Genomic DNA, 17,746 nt, shown 5'->3' on the forward strand with positions numbered 1-17,746 from the left:
TATTGGGCATACGTCTTATGACAGGAATACGTGCATTGGTCCTTCCTCGCCACCTCACCCTGCATCGCTTCGTCAATACGCACCGGCCGTCGCGGCAGGTTGCCTCGGCTCCCCGTGAGCTTGTTTCCGCCTATGAGGGTGTTCTTCCTGCCAGCATTCTCGATCTGTGGCGCCGGAAAGGTCTCGGATTCTATGGCGACCTTCAACTCGCGCTGATCGATCCCCGGCAATGGCAATCCGTGCTTGATCGCTGGATTGTCTCGCCACCCGACTCCGTACGGCGCATTCCCATTGTGCTGACGCCCTTCGGCACACTTCTCTACTACCGAAAACTGACGGAAGCTGACGAGGATGTGGCCTACATCGATCCCATGTCAAAGAAGACGGGTGACTTGGCGTGGAGTCTCGATGACTTCTTCAACACATTCCTCTGCGAGCAGGACTCGCTCGAAACGCTCATTTCACCGGCGTTGGATCGGGCCGCAAGAGAAGCGTGCGGAGTACTCGCGCCCGGCGAAGTTTACGAAGTCGATCAGATGCTGTTCTCCGCCCAGATGCTAAGGATCGCAAAGGTCGATGCGCTCGACATGCATCGCCGCCTTCGCGATGCCGTTGATTTGCCCAAGTCGAAGACCGACGATCCGACGACAGTAGCCGACGCGCTGCCAGTCGAACATCGCTCCATGTTCGAAGGCATTGCGACAGGCCCGGGACTCGCCGGGCTGTATCTGTCTTCCTACATCGACTGGCATCAGCTGCTGGCGCTGCAGCCGAGCGGCCAGTACCACTTGCTGTTCTGGCGCATTCATCACAAGACGTTCGAGCGCACCGAGATGCGCGTTTTCAGCGGCTCCTACGAGATTTCCAGCAATTCTGAGGGGGATGACATTGTCGCGCTCGACGTCACCCTGCGGGAAGATTCCCTGGGCAGTGACGCCAATGATGAAGAACTGGTGGCGATGCATGCAGATGACACGACCCTTCTGCTACGTGCCGACGAGTTGGCGGACATGGCAACCGCCATCGGTGGGCGTGGCGTGATGGGGCGAAGTGAACACTACTTTCGTTGCGTCACGCTGGACGTGCCATTCGTAGAGGAGCCCAGCGATGGCCGCGCAGCACCATCATTCACGGATATGCCACATGCGCTGCAAGCATTGATCCATGGTGAACCTCTCCTTGCGACCATCACTCACGTTGACGATCCGGATCTCGACGAAGAGCATGACGGCGAGGGCGCTGTCATGTGCACGCTCGATCTGGGCGAGGACCACGGGTTGCGCATGAACATGCCGCTCTATTCGCCTGAGAATACCCGTCGCCAACTCAAGGGATGGGTTTGGGATATGGCACCGCTTGCCTGCAGGGCGGGCATCAGGTATCGGCGCGGAGAGGACGGTGTCATTGAATATGGACCCTTGGTCGGGGACGTGTTGACTACCCGTGCTCCGGATTCTTAGAAGGGCGCCAGGGCCGTGAATGCAACTCGGCCTCCTTGCCGGCCGTGAATGCCCCCTCGCTGGCACTACGCGGGCGCGCACAGGCATTTCGCAGCGATTGCGCGGTTGGCCTGGTACAAGCATCCCACCCCGCCTCCCTGTCTCCTGTTACCATTCCCCCCGCTAACCCAGCCAGCCTTTCCGTGCGCACACGCCGGAACGGCCGTCTTCGTACGGCCCAGCGAGCCAGGACACCCTTCCGTGCCCTTTCAAGGATGCTCGCATGTTCCGTCATTCCGCTTTCCGCTCGGCCGCCCTGGCCCTTGCCATCTCGCTCAGCGTCGGCGCCCCGGCGGCCTTCGCCGATAACGCGCCCGCCGCCAGCACCCCCGCTGCCGTGCAGCGCCAGGCCATCGCCAAGGGCCTGTACGAACTCGCGTACAGCCCCACCCAGAACGCCGTGTTCGTTGCCTCGTCCGGTGGCTTCGGCGATGACGCCGGCCCGTCGCAGGTGCTGCGCCTGAACCCGGCCACGCTGGCCGTGGAAACCCGCATCCCGCTGGAGCGCAAGGCGTTCGGCGTGGTGCTGGATGACGCCCACAACCGCCTGTACGTCGGCAACACCGTCGATACCTCGGTAACCGTGGTCGATACTGCCCAGAACAAGGCCATCGGCATCGTGCAGCTGATGGAGAAGAAGGTCGGCAAGGACGGCAAGGCCGCCTACACCCACGACCTGCGCGAGCTGGTGGTCGACAGCCCGGCCAACCGTCTGTACGTGACCGGCCATTCCAGCGAAGGCAGCGTGCTGTTCGTGGTCGATACCACCACGCTGAAGGTGATCAACACCATTCCGGGTCTGGGCAACGCCAAGGCGCCGGGCCTGGCGCTGGATGCCGCCAACAAGCGCGTGTATACCAGCAACCTGCTGGCCGACCTGGTAGTGGTCGGCACCGACGCCAACACGGTGGTGGCCCAGCACAAGATCAGCGCCGAGCAGCCGATGAACATCGCACTGCACCCGGACGGCAAGCGCCTGTTCGTGACCGACCAGGGCTCGGAGATGATCCGCAGCTACATGACCAAGAGCAGCGCGGGCTTCACCAGCAAGCACCCGGGCCAGCGCGTGCTGGTGCTCGACCGCACCACCGGCAAGGAACTGGCCAGCATTCCGACCGACGCCGGCCCGCTGGGCATCCTGTTGGACGCACCGCGCAAGCGCCTGTACGTAACCAACCGCGACGGCGGCACGGTGACCGCGTACAACAGTGACAGCTACCAGAAGGTGGCCACCTACCCGGTGCCGACCCACCCGAACAGCTTGGCGCTGGATGCGAAGAACAACGTGCTGTACGTGAGCATCAAGAACGGCGAGAAGGATGCCAAGGACGCGAACGAGAGCGTGGCGCGCATCCAGTTGTAACGGCTGGAGGTGGCCGCGCTGGGAAGGCGCGGCCACCTGCTACAGGCATGGGATTTCGCAAGGTGGGCGCCAGAGTGGCGGTACGGACCCTCCGCCGCCTGCCACCCCCAACCTCAATCCACCCCGCGGTGGTCATAGCTGATCACCCGCTCCACCTGCCAGGTGCCGTCCACGCGTCGCCACACCTGCACGAAGCGCGCCTGCCCCACCCACCGCTCCACGCCGTCCTTGCCGCGTTCGTAGAAGCGATGGTCGCCCATCTCCAATGCACGCTCGTCGTGCAACGGGAACACCTGCAGCGAACGGTCCACCAATTCGCGGCGCAGGCGCCAGCCGCCCTGGCGCGCGCTGTCGCACATGCGGGCCACGCTGCGCCGGAAGTCCTCGCGGCTGCTGGCCGACTTGCCGTCCTTGTCATGGAAGAACTCCATGTCCTCGGTGGTCATCGCCGCGGCCCGATCGGCATCGCAGGCCTCGAACGCCACCGCGAACAGCTGGGTATCGGCCTGGCGGATCTGCTCGCGCAGGGTATCGGACGGGGCAGGGCTGGCGGCAAGGCCGGCGGCGAGCAGGGGCAGGGCGAACAGCATGGCGCGTCTCCGTGGATGTTGGACGCACAGTGGCACGCTGCGGGGGCGGTCGGTGCACGGGTGCGACGAAGCCGCGTCGGCCGGGTACGAACGGCCGGATTCCGGGTGTGGGTGCCGGGCGCCAGGCGTGTAGGGCATGTCATGGCGCGGGCGGATTCCCTCACGGTCGCCACAGGCGGCGCTGCCTAGGCTGGTGCCATCCTTTCACCAGGAGTTCCCATGCCTGCTTCCCCCATCCGGCTGCACATCGAAGACACCGGCGGCGAGGGCCGCCCGGTCATCCTCATCCATGGCTGGCCGCTCTCGGCCGAGGCATGGAAGGACCAGGTGCCGATCCTGCGGGATGCGGGCTACCGCGTGATCTGCTATGACCGGCGTGGCTTCGGTCGCTCCGAGAAGCCAGCCGACGGCTATGACTACGACACGCTGGCGGCCGATCTGGCCGGCATCATCGAGCAACGCGATCTGAAGGAGGTCACGCTGGTCGGTTTCTCGATGGGCGGCGGCGAGGTGGCGCGCTACATCGCCAATCACGGCGAGTCGCGCCTGCACAGTGTGGTGTTCGCGGCTGCGGTGCCCCCTTACCTGCTGCGCACCGACGATAACCCGGAGGGCCCGCTGACCCAGGACAAGGCGGACGAGATGCGCGCCGGCCTGGAACAGGACCGCGAAGCCTTCTTCGATGGCTTCACCCGTGATTTCTTCAGCGCCAACGGCAAGCTGATGGTCACCGAGGCCGAGCGCCAGGCGGCAATCGCGCTGTGCCACCAGTCCGACCAAGCGGCGGCGCTGGGTTGCATGAAGGCGTTTGCCACCACCGACTTCCGTCGCGATCTGCAGAAGGTGAGCGTCCCCACCCTGGTGCTGCACGGCGACAGTGATGCCACCGTGCCACTGGAGGGCTCGGGCAAGCGCACCCATCGCGCCGTACGTGGCAGCGAGCTGGTGGTGCTGCAGAACGCGCCGCATGGCTGCAACACCAGCCACACCGACGACTTCAATCTGGCGCTGCTGAACTTCCTCAAGCAGTAACCGGCCTCTACACTCGTCGCATGCGCCAGACCCGCACGCCACCGTGGAAGAAGCCCAACCCGAAGGGCCAGAAGTCGCAGCCGCTGTCGCCTGCACAGAAGGAGGCGGCGCGGCAGCGCGCGGAGGAGAACGGGCGACCCTATCCGAACCTGGTCGACAACATGTGGGCGGCCAAGCTGCCGCGCGGTTAGCGCGGCGTTGGGCGGCCCGCTGGTGCAGGGGCGAGCAGGGGCGTCCAACCGCGTTCGCGCCAAGGTGCGACCGTGCGTGGATGGACCTGCACCGCACCCGCGGCCAGAGCGCCCCGCGCTGTCAGTGCGGCCTGCAGCTGGTGCGTCTGCATCGGCTGTGCGAACGCGGCCTGCAGCAGGTCACCCTGCTGCCGTACCTGTACCGGCAGAACGTCGCGCGACTGGATTGCCAGCGGTGGACGGCCGATGGTGTAGTCCATCTCGACCGTGCGTGCGCCCTGTGCGATGACAGGCTGCCACGCCTGCAACAGCGCGGCGTGCCGGGATGCGGGCAGGCGCACCTGGGCGATGCTCGCCGGGTAGCCGAGGGTGCTTTCAACCATGACCTGGAAGCGTGCGCCGTCCGGCATGACGACGGCCCATACCGCTGCCGTGGCGAAGATCGGTATGCAGCCGATGAAGTACCACGCGCGGGGAACCGGTGCGGCAACGGGGTAGCTCCACTGCGGATGACGACGTTGCAGGCGCCGTAGTGCCTTGCGTTCGCGACGGCGCGGTGGTGTGGCCGCAGGCAGCAGGGATTGCGTGACTGGTGGCAGCTTGGCGCGCTGGGTCTGGATGACACGCGACACGGCGTAGGCCGCCCCTGCGATCATCAACAGGCCGGTGCCGTAATGCACCAGCAGGTACAGCGTCAGCATCCAGCGCACTCCATGCAGCGGTTCTTCCTCGGTGGACATCGTACCGCCGAGCACACGTGTTGTCGCATCCGCCAGCCGACAGCCGTGATCGGCTTGGTTACGATGACAGACCGCCGACACGAGTGTAACGATGACATCCACTCCGTTCCCTCAGGGCCGCACGCGCGCCCCGGGACTGATGTTGCTTCTGCTGCAGGTGGTCGCCGTGCTGGGCCTTGGCCTGGCCGCAGGCTATTTCCATCACCGTGTGGATCTGTTGCTGGAGCCGGTGACGGCTGCCTGCGGTGGCCCGGACCCCGCGGCGCGACTGCGGATGGCCGAAGTGTTGATGGCGCGTGCCGGCGCGCTGGATGATTGGCAGCCACTGCGGTGGTTGCCGGTAGCGGGCATGGTGCTCGCACTGCTGGGTGCGATGGCCATCTGCGTGCATTGGTGGCACCGGGTGCGGCGGCCCCTGCGCACCACCGCGCTGGGGCTGATGGCCCTGCATGCCAGCGCCATGGCGCTGGCGGCGTGGACCCTGCATCTGTACGAAGACGCGTGGAACAGCGTGGTCAGGCTGTCTCCGACGGCGTGTCTGGTCGATCTGACCCAGCAGGGACGCATGCCGCTGGAGCAGGCCCAGGAAGTGGTCTTCCATATTTTCACCCGCGCGCACGCGCCGCTGCAGCGCAATCCGGATGACCTGGCCCTGGTGCTGGTGGCGCTGCTGACGGCCGCGATGGTGGGCGGTGTTGCGCTGTGGCGGGCCGCGGCTGCTGAAGAGGGGCGCTGACGGCGCTCGCGCGCTGGGCTACAGTCGGCGTTCCTGCCGACACAAGGATGGTCCATGCGTACGTGGCTGTGTGCCCTGCCGTTGCTGCTGTTGTCCCTGGCGGTGCACGCCGCGGAGGTGGACCGGCGCATCGCGGTGACCATTGATGATCTGCCGTGGGCGCGCGTGGACACCATCCTGCCTGCGGATCTGCAGACGCGCCATGCGGCGTTGATGGCGCAGCTGCGCCAGGCCGATGTGCCGGTGGTGGGCTTCGTCAACGAGAACAAGCTGGAGGTTGATGGCCAGGTGCAGCCGGCGCGGGTGCAGATGCTGCGCGATTGGCTCGACGTGGGTTATGGGCTGGGCAACCACACCTATTCGCACATGGACCTCAATGCGCAGGGCGTAGCCGCCTTCCAGCAGGATTTCCTGCGTGGCGAACAGGTGCTGCGGCCACTGCTGGCCGAGCGCGGCCAGCGGCCACAGTGGATGCGCCATCCGTATCTGCGTGCGGGCCGGACGGCCGAGGACCGCGCGGCAATGGACGGATTCTTCCGCGACCACGGGTACCGCGTGGCGCCGGTGACGGTGGACAACGGCGAATGGGTCTGGGCCTTCGCCTACGCCAACGTGATGAATGAACAGCCGCCGTCCGCAGCCCGCGAGGCTACGCTGGCGCGGCTGCGCAAGGGCTATGTGCCGTACATGCTCAACAAGCTGGACTACTACGAGCGGCAGTCGCAGGCGCTGCTGGGCTATGCGTTGCCGCAGGTCTGGCTGATGCATGCCAATGAACTGAACGCGGCCACCTTCGCCGAACTGGTGGCGGCCACCCGGCGGCGCGGCTACCGCTTCATCACGCTGGAAGAAGCCATGCGTGACCCCGCCTATGCGCGCGGCGCGGAAGGCTACAACGGCCGCTACGGCCCCAGCTGGCTGCATCGCTGGGCGATGGCCGAGAACAAGCCGAAGGACTTCTATGCCGGCGAACCGGTGGTGCCGGCGTGGGTGATGACGCTGGCGAAGGTGGATTCGGAGTAGCGCTCAGCGCTTGACCGCCAGCACGCCGTCCAGCGCGAGCTCGGCCTTGAATCCGGCCTTTTCCAGGCGCTTGGCCACTTCGCGCGGCACATCGCGGCCGCTGGTGAGCTTGTTGGGCGCGCCGGTGTAGTGGAACAGGCGGCCGCCCTTGCGCAGGACGCGGGCGAGATGGTCGTAGAACACCTGCGAATACAGTTCGCCTGCGATGCCGAAGCGCGGCGGATCATGCAGGATCGCATCGACGCTGTTGCTGGCGATCTGCTCGATCTGCTGCGAGACGTCGCCCTGGCTGAAGTGCAGGCGACCACCGGCAGCGGCCGAGTCGGGATCGGGCGACCACGGGTTGAGCGTGCGCAGCCACATCACGTCGGCGTTCTTCTCGAACGAGCGGATCTGGCCGACGCCGGCCTCCAGCGCGCAGGCGGCGAAGTAGCCGAGCCCACCGCAGGTATCAAGCAGCGCCTTGCCTGCCGGTGCAACCAGCTCGACCTTGCGGCGTGCGTCTTCGAACGGCGACAGCTTCGAGGTGGGCAGCATCTTGATGCCGTCGATTTCGAAGGTCGGCGCACCCCACTCGGTAGGCACCAGTTTGATCAGTGAACCGCTGTAGCGTGAGATGGGAGCGAAGTCTTCGCCCTCCCAGTAGTACAGCGTGCGGTCCTTCAGCTTGCCCGGCCACGGGTAGTGCTGGCCGCGGAAATGGAAGCCTTCCGCGTCCAGCCCCACGCTGTCCTGGCTGCGCCCCAGGTCAAGCGAGCCCTGCCACTCGGGCGCGCCCTTGTCGTGGGCGCGACGCAGGGCGTCGGCGCTGTCGCGGGTCAGCAGGGGGCCGGTGTAATGGGGCACGGCAGGCATCGGGCGGTTCGGGGGAGGGCATGGTACCGCAGCTGTCATGAAGGATAGAAAGAGCGGTGTTGGATCCCAACGCAACTGCCGGGGGCATTTTCACGAGTGCATACCCAGCCTGCTGCCGGCCCTTCAATCGTCCCTTCCCCCTCAGACGGTTCCATATCCATGGAGGCGCAGAAGGCCTGATGATAGAGCTTGGTGGCTTCCGACTGGTCACTGTATCGATAGATCAGGCGTCCAAATCCATCTGGCTTGAGATGCTGATCAACCTGGATGTGTGCTCCGTCGAAGTCTGGCCACGTTGTACGACGAACGATGATGATCTCGCCCTTGGAGTCCAACTCGGTTCTGTCGACACTCAAGGGTGTTTCTGCGAACGCAGGTACAGCCATGGCCGTCGCTATACATAGCATCAGCGTGCGTCTGCTCATGTGTGAGTCTCCGTTTCATGGTGGCGGAGACAGTAGGCTCAACAATATCCGGCATCTCGATTGTGACCGAAGTTGTGCCTGATCGAATTTGAAACTTTCCTCATCCGCTTGAATCCCTGCACTTCGATCAATCGCACTTCACCGCATACACCGGCCCGGCACCGATCAGCATCAGTGCCATGTAGTCGCTGTCACTGGCCTTGCCCTTCAGCGTGGCGCCGCTGTTGAAGTGGAAGAGGCCGAAGCCGCCGGCCATGCGGATCAAGGCGCTGTCGATCTGTGCCGCATCGTCGCGGAAGTAGCGGCTGATCTCGCTGGAGGTGGCCTTGTGCAGCCCGTTCGGGTCGCGCTGCCATTGGCCATCGCGGTTGAAGGAAACGAAGTACTGGCTGCCTTCGCGCTCGATGCGGAAATCGGCGGTCTTGCGCGGGCTGGTGGCAAAGCAGCCTTGCAGGGCATCGGAAGAGAACGGCAGCCGCGCATCGCCGCCACAGGCGGTGAGCAGCAGCAGGGCACCGGGCAGCAGCAGGCGAAGCGCGCGCATGGGATGTCCCGACGAGGCAGGTGCGGCTAGTGTAGGCAGCAGCCGGGCGTGGCCCGTACAGAAATTCGGCAAGAGGACGCGTGCAATGGCACAGGGCAAGGCACCGTGGTGCGGAGTGGCCAGTGGATTGGGCCTGGTCGTGGGGTGGGCTGCAGGCACGCTTGCGGCACAGGCGGCGGTGGCCGCGGGAGGCAATGGCATCGCCGCGGGCCTTGGGGTGGGCGTGCTGGGCTCGGCACTGGTGGGATGCGGGCTGGCGGTGGCATCGCGGGTGCGGGGCGAGCGTTGGCCCTGGATCGGTATCGTGGGCGCGGTGCTGAGTGCGCTGCCGTTGCTGATGTACCTGCTGCGGATGATGCTGAAGCTCTGAAGCCGGGACGAGCGATGCTCGGCGCTATCAGGACGGGCTGTGATGGATCTCGACCGTCACGTGCACCAGCTCCTCGTGGATCGCCAGCGCCTGGCGCACGGTATCGGCATCAAGGCGGGCGTCGCTGGTCACCACGCTGGCGCTGACCGCGTACTTGCCCCGGCCCACTTGCCAGACGTGCAGGTCGGCCAGGCGTGCCGGCCATGGGCCCTGCTCGATCACCTCGCGGACCTCGGCCACCACCGGTGCGTCCATCTGCGCGTCGAGCAGGATGCGGCCACTGTCACGCAGCAGGCCGACCGCCCACACCGTGACCAGCACGGCGCCGACCAGACCCATCACGGGGTCCAGCCAGGTGAGGCCCAGCAGTTTGCCGCCGAGCAGTGCGACGATGGCCAGCACCGAGGTGGCCGCGTCGGCCAGCACGTGCAGGTAGGCCGAGCGCAGATTGAGATCGTGGCCATGCGAAGGGGCATGAACGTGATCGTGGTGATGCCCGTGATGATGCGCGTGGTCGTGCCCATGCGCATGATGCGCGTGGCCGGGGCTGTCGTGCAGCCACCACGCACAGAGCAGATTCACGCCCAGGCCGACCACGGCGATGGCGATGGCTTCGTCGTAATGGATCGGCGCGGGAACCCACAGCCGCTGCACGGACTGCGCGGCCATCAGCGCGGCGACACCCAGCAGGGCAATGGCGCTGGTATAGCCCGCCAGGATCTCGATCTTCCAGGTGCCGAAGGCGAACCGCGGGTCGTGCGCGTAGCGCCGTGCACAGCGGTAGGCGAACACCGAAAGGCCCAGCGCGAGTGCGTGCGAGCTCATGTGCCAGCCGTCGGCCAGCACGGCCATGGAGTTGAACCACCAGCCGCCGATGATCTCCACCAGCATCATGCCAACGGTCAGCCACAGGGCGCGGCGGGTGTTGCGTTCGGCAAGGGGATTGCCATCGTCGAAGCGATGGTCGTGGCGACGGGCAGCGGCGAGCGTGTCCAGATGCATGGAGTGACCGGCGGGTGGAGTTGATACCCCCATAGGGTATACGATCTACCCATGGCACATGTACACAGAAATCGAAAACAGCTGCTGACCCGGGTGCGCCGCATTGGCGGCCAGGTGGCGGCATTGGAGCAGGCGCTGGACAGGCCCGAGGGTGAAGCGGGCGACTGTGCGGACGTGCTGGTGCAGGTTGCGGCGGTGCGTGGTGCAGCCCACAGCCTGTTGATGGAGTTGCTGCACGAGCACCTGCAGGAGCATGTGGTCGGGGCTGAAGACCCGCAGCAGCGGGCGGCGGAGGCCGAGGTGCTGGTCGAACTGTTGCGGCGTTACGGGAAGTAACGCCGGGCGGGCCGTCGGCGATGCTCAGCAGTGGCGGTGCCGGCGCCGCGCGTTCCAGACGTGGGTGGCGGCCAGCAGCAGGCTGCCGGTGACGGTCAGCGGCGTTTCCCAGGCATGCGAAGGCAGCTCGAGCGCGCCGGCCAGCAGCAGGCCCAGGCCGAGACCGGCCGCGGTCCAGGCCATGACGGGCAGGCGATGGCGGCGGTCGGCCCGCCACAGGGCGTAGCCGGTGAGCGGCAGGGCGATCGCCACGAACAGCAGATGCACCCATTCGGCCTGGGCCCAGGCGCCGAACAGTGGCAACGCGGCGGCAAGCAGGGGCAGCGCCAGGCAGTGCAGCAGGCACAGGCTCGACAGGGCGAGGGCTCCGGCATCGAGCAGTGCGGGGGAAGGGGACTTCATGGGGGAGGTTCCTTGCGCAGCAATTGTTATACAGTAACATTTCTTTCCCGCAGCCAGACCGCTCCGACATGAACACTGTTTCCCGCGCCGACCGCCGCCTGCCCGTCACCGTGCTGTCCGGCTTTCTGGGGGCCGGCAAGACCACCCTGCTCAACCACATCCTGCGCAACCGCGAGGGCCTGCGCGTGGCGGTCATCGTCAACGACATGAGCGAGGTCAACATCGATGCGCAGCTGGTGCGCGACGGTGGCGCCGAACTGCGCCGCACCGAAGAGACGCTGGTGGAATTCAGCAACGGCTGCATCTGCTGCACGCTGCGCGAGGACCTGCTGCAGGAAGTGCGGCGGCTGGCTGACAGCGGCCGCTACGACTACCTGCTGATCGAATCCACCGGTATCGGCGAACCGATGCCGGTGGCCGCGACCTTCGCGGTGCGCGATGAGCAGGGCTTCAGCCTGAGCGACATCGCCCGGCTGGACACGATGGTCACCGTGGTCGACGGCAGTGCCTTCCTGGCCGACTTCGGATCGACCCTGCGCCTGGCCGAGCGTGGCCAGCAGGCGGGACCGGACGACGACCGCGGGGTAGTCGACCTGCTCTGCGAGCAGGTCGAGTTCGCTGACGTGATCGTGGTCAGCAAGCTCGACCAGGTGGAGGAGGAAGTGCTGCAGGACACGCTGGCCGTGCTGCGCGGCCTCAACCGCGATGCGAAGCTGCTGCTGTCCAGCTTCGGTGATGTACCGCTGACGGAACTGCTCGATACCGGCCGCTTCGACTTCGAGCGGGCGCAGCGCGCACCGGGCTGGGTGAAGGAGCTGCGTGGCGAGCACACGCCGGAAAGCGAAGAGTACGGCATTGCCAGTTTCGTCTACCGTTCACGGCGGCCGTTCCATCCGGCCCGTTTCGCGCGCGCGTTGCGCAGTGGCATGCCCGGCGTGATCCGCAGCAAGGGCTGGTTCTGGCTGGCCAACCGCATGGACTGGGTGGGCGAGTTGAACGCGGTTGGCGCGGCAACGCGCACGCAGGCCGCAGGGTTCTGGTACGCCGCGCGTGATCGCGTACGTGCAGGCCTGGAAGACACCACGCCGCTGCTGCCGCCGACGCCCCTGCCGTACAGCGATGTGGGCTGGGCGCGCCAGCAGGCCAACTGCTGGAGCGCTCCGCTGCCGGGCGTGGAGGACTTCCCGGATCGCGCCGCGCATGCCGCGATGGCGCGGCTGTGGCATCCGCTATGGGGGGACCGTCGGCAGGAGCTGGTGGTGATCGGCGTGCACATGGATGAACGCGCGGTGCGCGCGGAACTGGACGCGTGCCTGCTGGATGACCAGGAGCTCCGCGCCGGCCCGCTGCTGTGGCAGCAGTTGCCTCAGTCGTTCCCGGTGTGGAAGCGCTGACGGGAGGGGTTCAAGGGCGTGGGTCGTGCCATTGCCAACCGTCTGCTGTTACCTGCAGTACCTGCGTGGGCCGCAAGGCCTGCAGCAGGTGACGGTCGTGGCTGACCATCATCAACGCACCCGGCCATGCATCCAGCAGCTGTTCCAGCGCCTGCAGTGCCCCCAGGTCCAGGGCATTGCCGGGCTCGTCGAGCAGCAGCAGCTGGGGTGCCGGGTCGGCATACAGCACGCTGGCCAGTGCGCCCTTCACCCGTTCGCCGTCGCTGAGGCTGCTGGCGGGACGCTGGATGCGCTGCGCATCCAGCCCCAGCAACGCCAGGCGCGTGCGCAGCTCGCCAGGATCGGCGGCGGGGTTGGCGGCCTGCACGCTGTCCAGAATGCTGCGCGTACCGCACAACCCCAGCAGCTGCTGGTCCAGCAGGGCCAGCGGCGCCAGGCGCTGCACGGCACCACTGCGGGCGGGCAGGTGATCGGCCAGCACACGCAGCAGGGTCGATTTGCCACTGCCGTTGTCGCCGATCACGGCGATGCGTTGCCGGCGACGGATCTCCAGCTGCAACGGCAGGCTGCAACCGTACGGCAGTACGAGATCAGTCGCCTGCAGCAGGCGCGTACTGCCACGTTCGCCCTCGCCTGCAAACAGGGCCAGCTCGGGTGTGGCCTGCACGGCCGATGAAGCGGCGCGCAGCTGCGCGGCACTGGCCTGCAGGCGCTCGTTCTGGATCTGCTGCGCACGCCCGTGGCTGGCTTCTGCGCGCTGCTTCTGCCGGCCGAGCAGGATCGGTGCCTGGTTGGCCTGCTTCGCCTCGCGTGTGCCGCGTGCCTGCCGCTGCTGTTGGCGTTCGTGCTGCTCGCGCGCGCTGCGTTGCTGCCGCCGGTGCTGCGCACGTGCGTGGTCAAGCTGTGCGTCCGCTGCGTCCCGCTCGGCGGCGCGTGCCTCGGCATAGTGCTGCCAGGGTCCGCCGTAGCGACGCAGGCCGTGCGCGTCCAGCTCGACGATCTGCTGCATGTGCGATAGCAGCTCGCGGTCGTGGCTGATCACCAGCAGACCGCCGGTCCACTGCTGCAGCTGCGCGTAGAGCTGCTGCCGATGGCGGGCGTCGAGGTGATTGCTGGGCTCGTCCAGAATCAGCCAGTCGGCGCCACTGGCCCAGGCGCCGGACAGCGCCACCTGCATCGCCTGGCCACCGCTGAGGCGGGCCGCCGGCTGCGCAGGATCGAGATCGTCCGGTAGCTGTTGCGCCTGCCAGTGCTGTGCCAGCCGCTCGCGCAGATCCCAATGCTCGCCAATGCAGGCGAAGTCGGCCTCGTCGATGCTGCCAGCCTCGATCCGCGCCAGTGCGGCCAGCTGCGGGCCGACGCCGGCCAGTTCGCCGACGCTGCCACGGGGTGGGTGGCCGGGCGTGGGCAGCAGGAACACGTTGCCGCTGCGGTGCACGTCGCCGCTGTCCGGCGTGATCTGCCCCGCCAGCAGGCGCGCCAGCACGCTCTTGCCGGCACCGTTGGCGCCGACCAGGCCGGTGGCGACCGGTTCAAAGGAAAACGACAGGTCTGAAAACAGCGACCGGCCATCGGCCAGTCGATACGACACGCGATCGAGCGTGAGGAAATGTGCGGTCATGCGACCTCCATGGATGCCGTGTTCTCCCCTGCGCGCAGGGGCGGGAAGCGTCGGGCCGTCTAGTTCGAAGACGGCGGCATCAATGGCGCATCGGTCGCGAGCCTCAAGGAGGAATGAGCGGCCAGTATAGCGCCGGCGGCTGAACGGTCGCGCCGCGGCGTGGCTACGGCACGGTGTCCAGGCGCGCGCCGACGAAGTCGATGAACACGCGCAGCTTCGGCAGTACGTGGCGCCCCGAGGGCCACAACAGGTGGAAGGTGCCGCAGGAGTGCACGTACTCGTCCAGCACCGTCACCAGGCGCCCGTCGGCCAGCGTATCGCGCACTGAATGCACGGGCACGAAGGCCAGGCCGACATCGCGCAGGACCAGGGCCACACGGGCTTCGATGGTGTTGGCGACCATGTGCACAGGCAGTTCCTGCACGGGTTCGCCTTCGGGCCAGTGGATCGGCCATGGCTCCAGCTTGCCGCTGCTGGGGAAGCGGTAGTGCAGCAGCGTGTGCTGCAGCAGGTCGGCCGGGGTGCGGGGCGTACCACGCCGCTGCAGATAGGCAGGCGAGGCAACGACACGCCGGGGAAACACCCCCATCCGACGCGCGTTCATGCGCGAATCGCTGGGCTCACCCACGCGCAGCACTGCGTCGAAGCCTTCTTCGATCACGTCCACCAGGCGGTCACTGAAGTCCAGGTCGAGGCGGATGTCCGGATACGCCGCCATGAATTCGGCCATCAGCGGCAGGGTGAGGTCGCCGACCAGCGGCAGGCTGATGCGCAGGGTGCCACTGGGCGTGGCATGCGGTTGCGCCAGTTCGGTACGCGCGGCATCGCGCTCGTCGAGGATGCGCCGGCAACGGGCCAGGAACAGCTGGCCCTCTGCGGTGAGGGTGATGCTGCGCGTACTGCGGTGGAACAGGCGTACGCCCAGGGCCTGTTCCAGCCGCGCCACGCATTTGCCCGCCGCGGAGGCGGAAATGCCCTGCAGGCGCCCGGTTTCGACGAAGCTGCGGGTGTCGGCGGCATGCACGAAGGTCTGCAGGTTGGCGAGATTGTCGAGAACGGACATGGGCGTGGCAGGCAGGGCAGCGGCGGGGGGAATGCAACACCGTGATGCAGCGCGTTGACGCGCGATGATGGCCTTCCGGTTCCGGGCATCATGCCCATTGCGGACTCCCCGGTCCATGATGCGCGGAGCGGCAACCGGCTTTTTGCCGGCGTCCAGGCTGCCTAAGGTGGCGGCCTCTCCTCCCACGGACTGCCGTCATGAATGCCGCTCTTTCCCCAGTGACTGAACCCGCCCTGCCGTCGGTGCAGCGCCTGCTGCAGCAGGTGCACCCTCACCGGCTGGTCGGTGCGGTCGTGCAGGTGCGCGTGCACGGGGTGCTGCGCCACGCCAGCGCCACCGGCCTTGCCGACCGTGAACGCGGCGAACCGATGCGCCGTGACCATCTGTTCCGCCTGGCATCGGTGAGCAAGCCTCTGCTGACGGTGGTGATCCTGCGCCTGGTCGCCGAGGGCGTGCTTGATCTGGATGCGCCGGTGCAGCGCTGGCTGCCCGATTTCCGGCCGGCGCTCGCCGACGGCAGCACCCCGGCCATCAGCCTGCGCCAGCTGCTCAGTCACAGCAGCGGCCTGGGCTACCGCTTCCTGGAAGCCGATGCGCACGGCCCCTACGCGCGGGCCGGCGTCAGTGATGGCATGGATGCCAATCCGCTGTCGCTGGCCGACAACGTGCGGCGCATCGCACAGGTGCCGCTGCTGTTCCCGCCGGGCAGCCAGTGGATGTATTCGCTGGGCGTGGACGTGGCCGGGGCGGTGGCCGAAGCCGCAACGGGCGAGACCTTGCAGGCGTTGTTCGAGCGCCTGCTGGCGACGCCGCTTGGCCTGCGCGACACCGCCTTCGCAACCGGCGACGCGAGCCGCCTGGCCACGCCCTATGTCAGCGACGACCCGCTGCCGCACCGCCTGCGCGAGGGCGAGGTCGTGCCGGTGTTCCCGGAAACGGTCGGTATCGAGTACAGCCTGGCCCGGGCCACCGATGCCAGCCGCTACCCGTCGGCCGGCGCGGGCCTGGTCGGCACGGCCGACGACCTGATAACCGTGCTCGAGGCGCTGCGCGACGGGCAGGCGCCTGCGCTGCTGCCGGCCCCGCTGCTGGCGCAGATGGGCACGCCGCAGGTGGGTGAGGCGGGACCGCCGGAGCCGGCAGGCTGGGGCTTCGGCCTGGGATTTGCCGTGCTGCGCGATGCGGTTGCCGGCGCAACGCCGCAGGCGCCAGGCAGCTGGCGCTGGGGCGGTGCCTACGGCCACAGCTGGTTCGTCGACCCGGCACGGGGCCTGAGCGTGGTGGCGCTGACCAATACGCTGTACGAGGGCATGGACGGTGCATTCGTGGATGAACTGCGCGATGCGATCTACGCCGATCTGGAGGCTGCACGATGAGTGGCCACGCGATCGATGCGGCCGCACCCGCGGGTGCGGCCTCGCGCCTGCCCTGGGCCGGCCTGCTGGCGCTGGCCGGCGGTGCCTTCATCACCCTGCTGACGGAAACACTGCCGGCCGGGGTGCTGCGGCCGATGGGCGCCAGCCTGGGGGTGAGCGACGCGGCGGTGGGTCAGCTGGTCAGCGTGTACGCGCTGGGTTCGGTACTGGCGGCGCTGCCGATGACCGCGCTGACCCAGCGTTTGCCGCGTCGTCCCCTGTTGCTGGCCGCGATCGCCGGCTTCGTGCTGGTCAATACGCTGACCGCGTTGAGCAGCAGCTACGCGCTGATTCTGGCGGCGCGCTTCCTGGCCGGCGTCAGTGGCGGCCTGCTGTGGTCGCTGGTGGCAGGTTACGCCGCGCGCATGGTGGTGCCTGAGCTGCAGGGACGGGCCATCGCGGTGGCGATGATCGGATCGCCGTTGGCCCTGTCACTGGGCGTGCCGGCCGGCACCCTGCTGGGCCAGCAGATCGGGTGGCGCTGGGCGTTCGCCCTGATGAGCGTGCTGGCGGTACTGCTGCTGGTCTATGCGCGCTGGGCCCTGCCGGCCCTGCCCGCAGCCGGTTCCGGACGGCGTGTGTCGCTGGCTGCGGTATGGCGCATGCCGGGCGTGCGCAGCACCTTGCTGGTGATGGCGCTGTACGTACTCGCGCACAACGTGCTGTACACCTACATCGAACCTCTGGCCTTGCAGGCCGGTGCGGGAGCCTGGCTGGACCGCCTGCTGCTGGCGTTCGGCATGGCGGCCCTTGTCGGTATCGCGATCGCTGGCTGGGGTGTGGACCGCCACCTGCATGCGCTGGTCTGGAGCACGGTGCTGGGCTTCATCGCCGCCGTCATGGCGCTGCTGTTGTGGCCGGTGAGCGCGACCGCACTGCTGCTGGCGACGATCGTGTGGGGTATGGCGTTCGGTGCAGTGCCGACCCTGTTCCAGACGGCACTGGCGCGGCGCGCCGGCGCGGCGGCCGACCTTGCACAGTCGATGCTGGTGACCGGCTGGAACCTGGCCATTGCGGCCGGCGGCGTGGCCGGTGGCCTGGTGCTGCAGTCCGGCGACGCGCGCCATCTGGGCTGGCTGCCGCTGCTGTTGCTGGCGGCAAGTGCGGTGTGGCTGATCGCACGCCCGAAGGCCTGGGCGTAACGC

The 17,746-nt window shown here is 67.4% G+C and carries 20 protein-coding genes; 11 read left to right on the top strand and 9 right to left on the bottom strand.

Annotated features, from left to right (window positions below):
* Positions 1-35: 35 nt before the first annotated feature.
* On the top strand, positions 36-1,460 hold the full coding sequence (locus ACZLIF_RS02115) for a GAD-like domain-containing protein (protein WP_241685933.1): 1,425 nt from the start codon (positions 36-38) through the stop codon (positions 1,458-1,460).
* A 262-nt stretch (positions 1,461-1,722) separates the two neighbouring features.
* Positions 1,723-2,862, top strand: coding sequence for a YncE family protein (locus ACZLIF_RS02120; protein ID WP_128988058.1), 1,140 nt, complete (start codon positions 1,723-1,725; stop codon positions 2,860-2,862).
* 113 nt (positions 2,863-2,975) lie between these two features.
* Here ACZLIF_RS02120 and ACZLIF_RS02125 read toward each other — a convergent pair whose 3' ends face one another.
* Entirely contained in the window at positions 2,976-3,452 is a 477-nt protein-coding gene (locus ACZLIF_RS02125) for a nuclear transport factor 2 family protein (RefSeq protein ID WP_053518805.1), read from the bottom strand.
* Positions 3,453-3,671: 219 nt separating this feature from the next.
* Here ACZLIF_RS02125 and ACZLIF_RS02130 point away from each other — a divergent pair, with 219 nt between their 5' ends.
* A complete protein-coding gene (locus tag ACZLIF_RS02130) occupies positions 3,672-4,484 on the top strand; it encodes an alpha/beta fold hydrolase (RefSeq protein ID WP_128988057.1) in 813 nt (270 codons plus the stop codon).
* Positions 4,485-4,504: 20 nt separating this feature from the next.
* Positions 4,505-4,675, top strand: coding sequence for a hypothetical protein (locus tag ACZLIF_RS02135; protein WP_164972344.1), 171 nt, complete (start codon positions 4,505-4,507; stop codon positions 4,673-4,675).
* Here ACZLIF_RS02135 and ACZLIF_RS02140 read toward each other — a convergent pair.
* Positions 4,672-5,415 (bottom strand): hypothetical protein, encoded by a 744-nt coding sequence (locus tag ACZLIF_RS02140; protein WP_128988056.1) that lies wholly within the window; start codon positions 5,413-5,415, stop codon positions 4,672-4,674. The two genes, ACZLIF_RS02135 and ACZLIF_RS02140, sit on opposite strands and share 4 nt — an antisense overlap.
* A gap of 139 nt (positions 5,416-5,554) precedes the next feature.
* Here ACZLIF_RS02140 and ACZLIF_RS02145 point away from each other — a divergent pair, with 139 nt between their 5' ends.
* Both ACZLIF_RS02145 and ACZLIF_RS02150 read left to right on the top strand, forming a co-directional pair.
* Positions 5,555-6,151 (top strand): hypothetical protein, encoded by a 597-nt coding sequence (locus ACZLIF_RS02145; RefSeq protein ID WP_227255455.1) that lies wholly within the window; start codon positions 5,555-5,557, stop codon positions 6,149-6,151.
* Positions 6,152-6,205: 54 nt separating this feature from the next.
* Positions 6,206-7,174, top strand: coding sequence for a polysaccharide deacetylase family protein (locus ACZLIF_RS02150; RefSeq protein WP_128988055.1), 969 nt, complete (start codon positions 6,206-6,208; stop codon positions 7,172-7,174).
* Between the two features lie 3 nt (positions 7,175-7,177).
* Here the strand turns inward: ACZLIF_RS02150 and ACZLIF_RS02155 are convergent, their stop codons facing one another.
* From ACZLIF_RS02155 to ACZLIF_RS02165, 3 genes are all read right to left on the bottom strand, one after another.
* Positions 7,178-8,020 (bottom strand): class I SAM-dependent methyltransferase, encoded by an 843-nt coding sequence (locus ACZLIF_RS02155; protein ID WP_065182578.1) that lies wholly within the window; start codon positions 8,018-8,020, stop codon positions 7,178-7,180.
* A 44-nt stretch (positions 8,021-8,064) separates the two neighbouring features.
* Complete coding sequence (locus ACZLIF_RS02160) at positions 8,065-8,454, bottom strand: hypothetical protein (protein ID WP_128988054.1); 390 nt, start codon at positions 8,452-8,454, stop codon at positions 8,065-8,067.
* 127 nt (positions 8,455-8,581) lie between these two features.
* A complete protein-coding gene (locus ACZLIF_RS02165) occupies positions 8,582-8,998 on the bottom strand; it encodes a hypothetical protein (protein WP_128988053.1) in 417 nt (138 codons plus the stop codon).
* Positions 8,999-9,083: 85 nt separating this feature from the next.
* On the opposite strand from ACZLIF_RS02165, the gene ACZLIF_RS02170 reads away from it, so the two are divergent.
* Positions 9,084-9,368 carry a hypothetical protein gene (locus tag ACZLIF_RS02170; protein WP_065175406.1) on the top strand — a complete coding sequence of 95 codons (285 nt, stop codon included), beginning with the start codon at positions 9,084-9,086 and terminating at the stop codon, positions 9,366-9,368.
* A 27-nt stretch (positions 9,369-9,395) separates the two neighbouring features.
* Here ACZLIF_RS02170 and dmeF read toward each other — a convergent pair whose 3' ends face one another.
* Positions 9,396-10,370 carry a CDF family Co(II)/Ni(II) efflux transporter DmeF gene (gene dmeF / locus ACZLIF_RS02175; protein WP_065182548.1) on the bottom strand — a complete coding sequence of 325 codons (975 nt, stop codon included), beginning with the start codon at positions 10,368-10,370 and terminating at the stop codon, positions 9,396-9,398.
* A gap of 51 nt (positions 10,371-10,421) precedes the next feature.
* Between dmeF and ACZLIF_RS02180 the strand changes: the two genes are divergently transcribed.
* Positions 10,422-10,706 (top strand): metal-sensing transcriptional repressor, encoded by a 285-nt coding sequence (locus ACZLIF_RS02180; RefSeq protein ID WP_049417302.1) that lies wholly within the window; start codon positions 10,422-10,424, stop codon positions 10,704-10,706.
* A gap of 24 nt (positions 10,707-10,730) precedes the next feature.
* Here ACZLIF_RS02180 and ACZLIF_RS02185 read toward each other — a convergent pair whose 3' ends face one another.
* Entirely contained in the window at positions 10,731-11,108 is a 378-nt protein-coding gene (locus tag ACZLIF_RS02185; protein WP_053518817.1) for a MerC domain-containing protein, read from the bottom strand.
* A 68-nt stretch (positions 11,109-11,176) separates the two neighbouring features.
* On the opposite strand from ACZLIF_RS02185, the gene ACZLIF_RS02190 reads away from it, so the two are divergent.
* Positions 11,177-12,502: a GTP-binding protein gene (locus tag ACZLIF_RS02190; protein WP_128988052.1), complete on the top strand. Its 1,326-nt coding sequence runs from the start codon at positions 11,177-11,179 to the stop codon at positions 12,500-12,502.
* 10 nt (positions 12,503-12,512) lie between these two features.
* Here the strand turns inward: ACZLIF_RS02190 and ACZLIF_RS02195 are convergent, their stop codons facing one another.
* Together ACZLIF_RS02195 and ACZLIF_RS02200 are read right to left on the bottom strand one after the other, a co-directional pair.
* Entirely contained in the window at positions 12,513-14,123 is a 1,611-nt protein-coding gene (locus tag ACZLIF_RS02195) for an ATP-binding cassette domain-containing protein (RefSeq protein WP_065182546.1), read from the bottom strand.
* Between the two features lie 163 nt (positions 14,124-14,286).
* Positions 14,287-15,186: a LysR family transcriptional regulator gene (locus tag ACZLIF_RS02200; protein WP_128988051.1), complete on the bottom strand. Its 900-nt coding sequence runs from the start codon at positions 15,184-15,186 to the stop codon at positions 14,287-14,289.
* Between the two features lie 197 nt (positions 15,187-15,383).
* Between ACZLIF_RS02200 and ACZLIF_RS02205 the strand changes: the two genes are divergently transcribed.
* Positions 15,384-16,562, top strand: a complete 1,179-nt coding sequence (locus tag ACZLIF_RS02205; RefSeq protein ID WP_128988050.1) for a serine hydrolase domain-containing protein — start codon at positions 15,384-15,386, stop codon at positions 16,560-16,562.
* Positions 16,559-17,743 carry an MFS transporter gene (locus ACZLIF_RS02210; protein WP_128988049.1) on the top strand — a complete coding sequence of 395 codons (1,185 nt, stop codon included), beginning with the start codon at positions 16,559-16,561 and terminating at the stop codon, positions 17,741-17,743. Before ACZLIF_RS02205 ends, ACZLIF_RS02210 begins: the two co-directional genes overlap by 4 nt.
* Positions 17,744-17,746: the final 3 nt, after the last annotated feature.

It is taken from the genome of Stenotrophomonas sp. 2201_Sma (assembly GCF_056486685.1).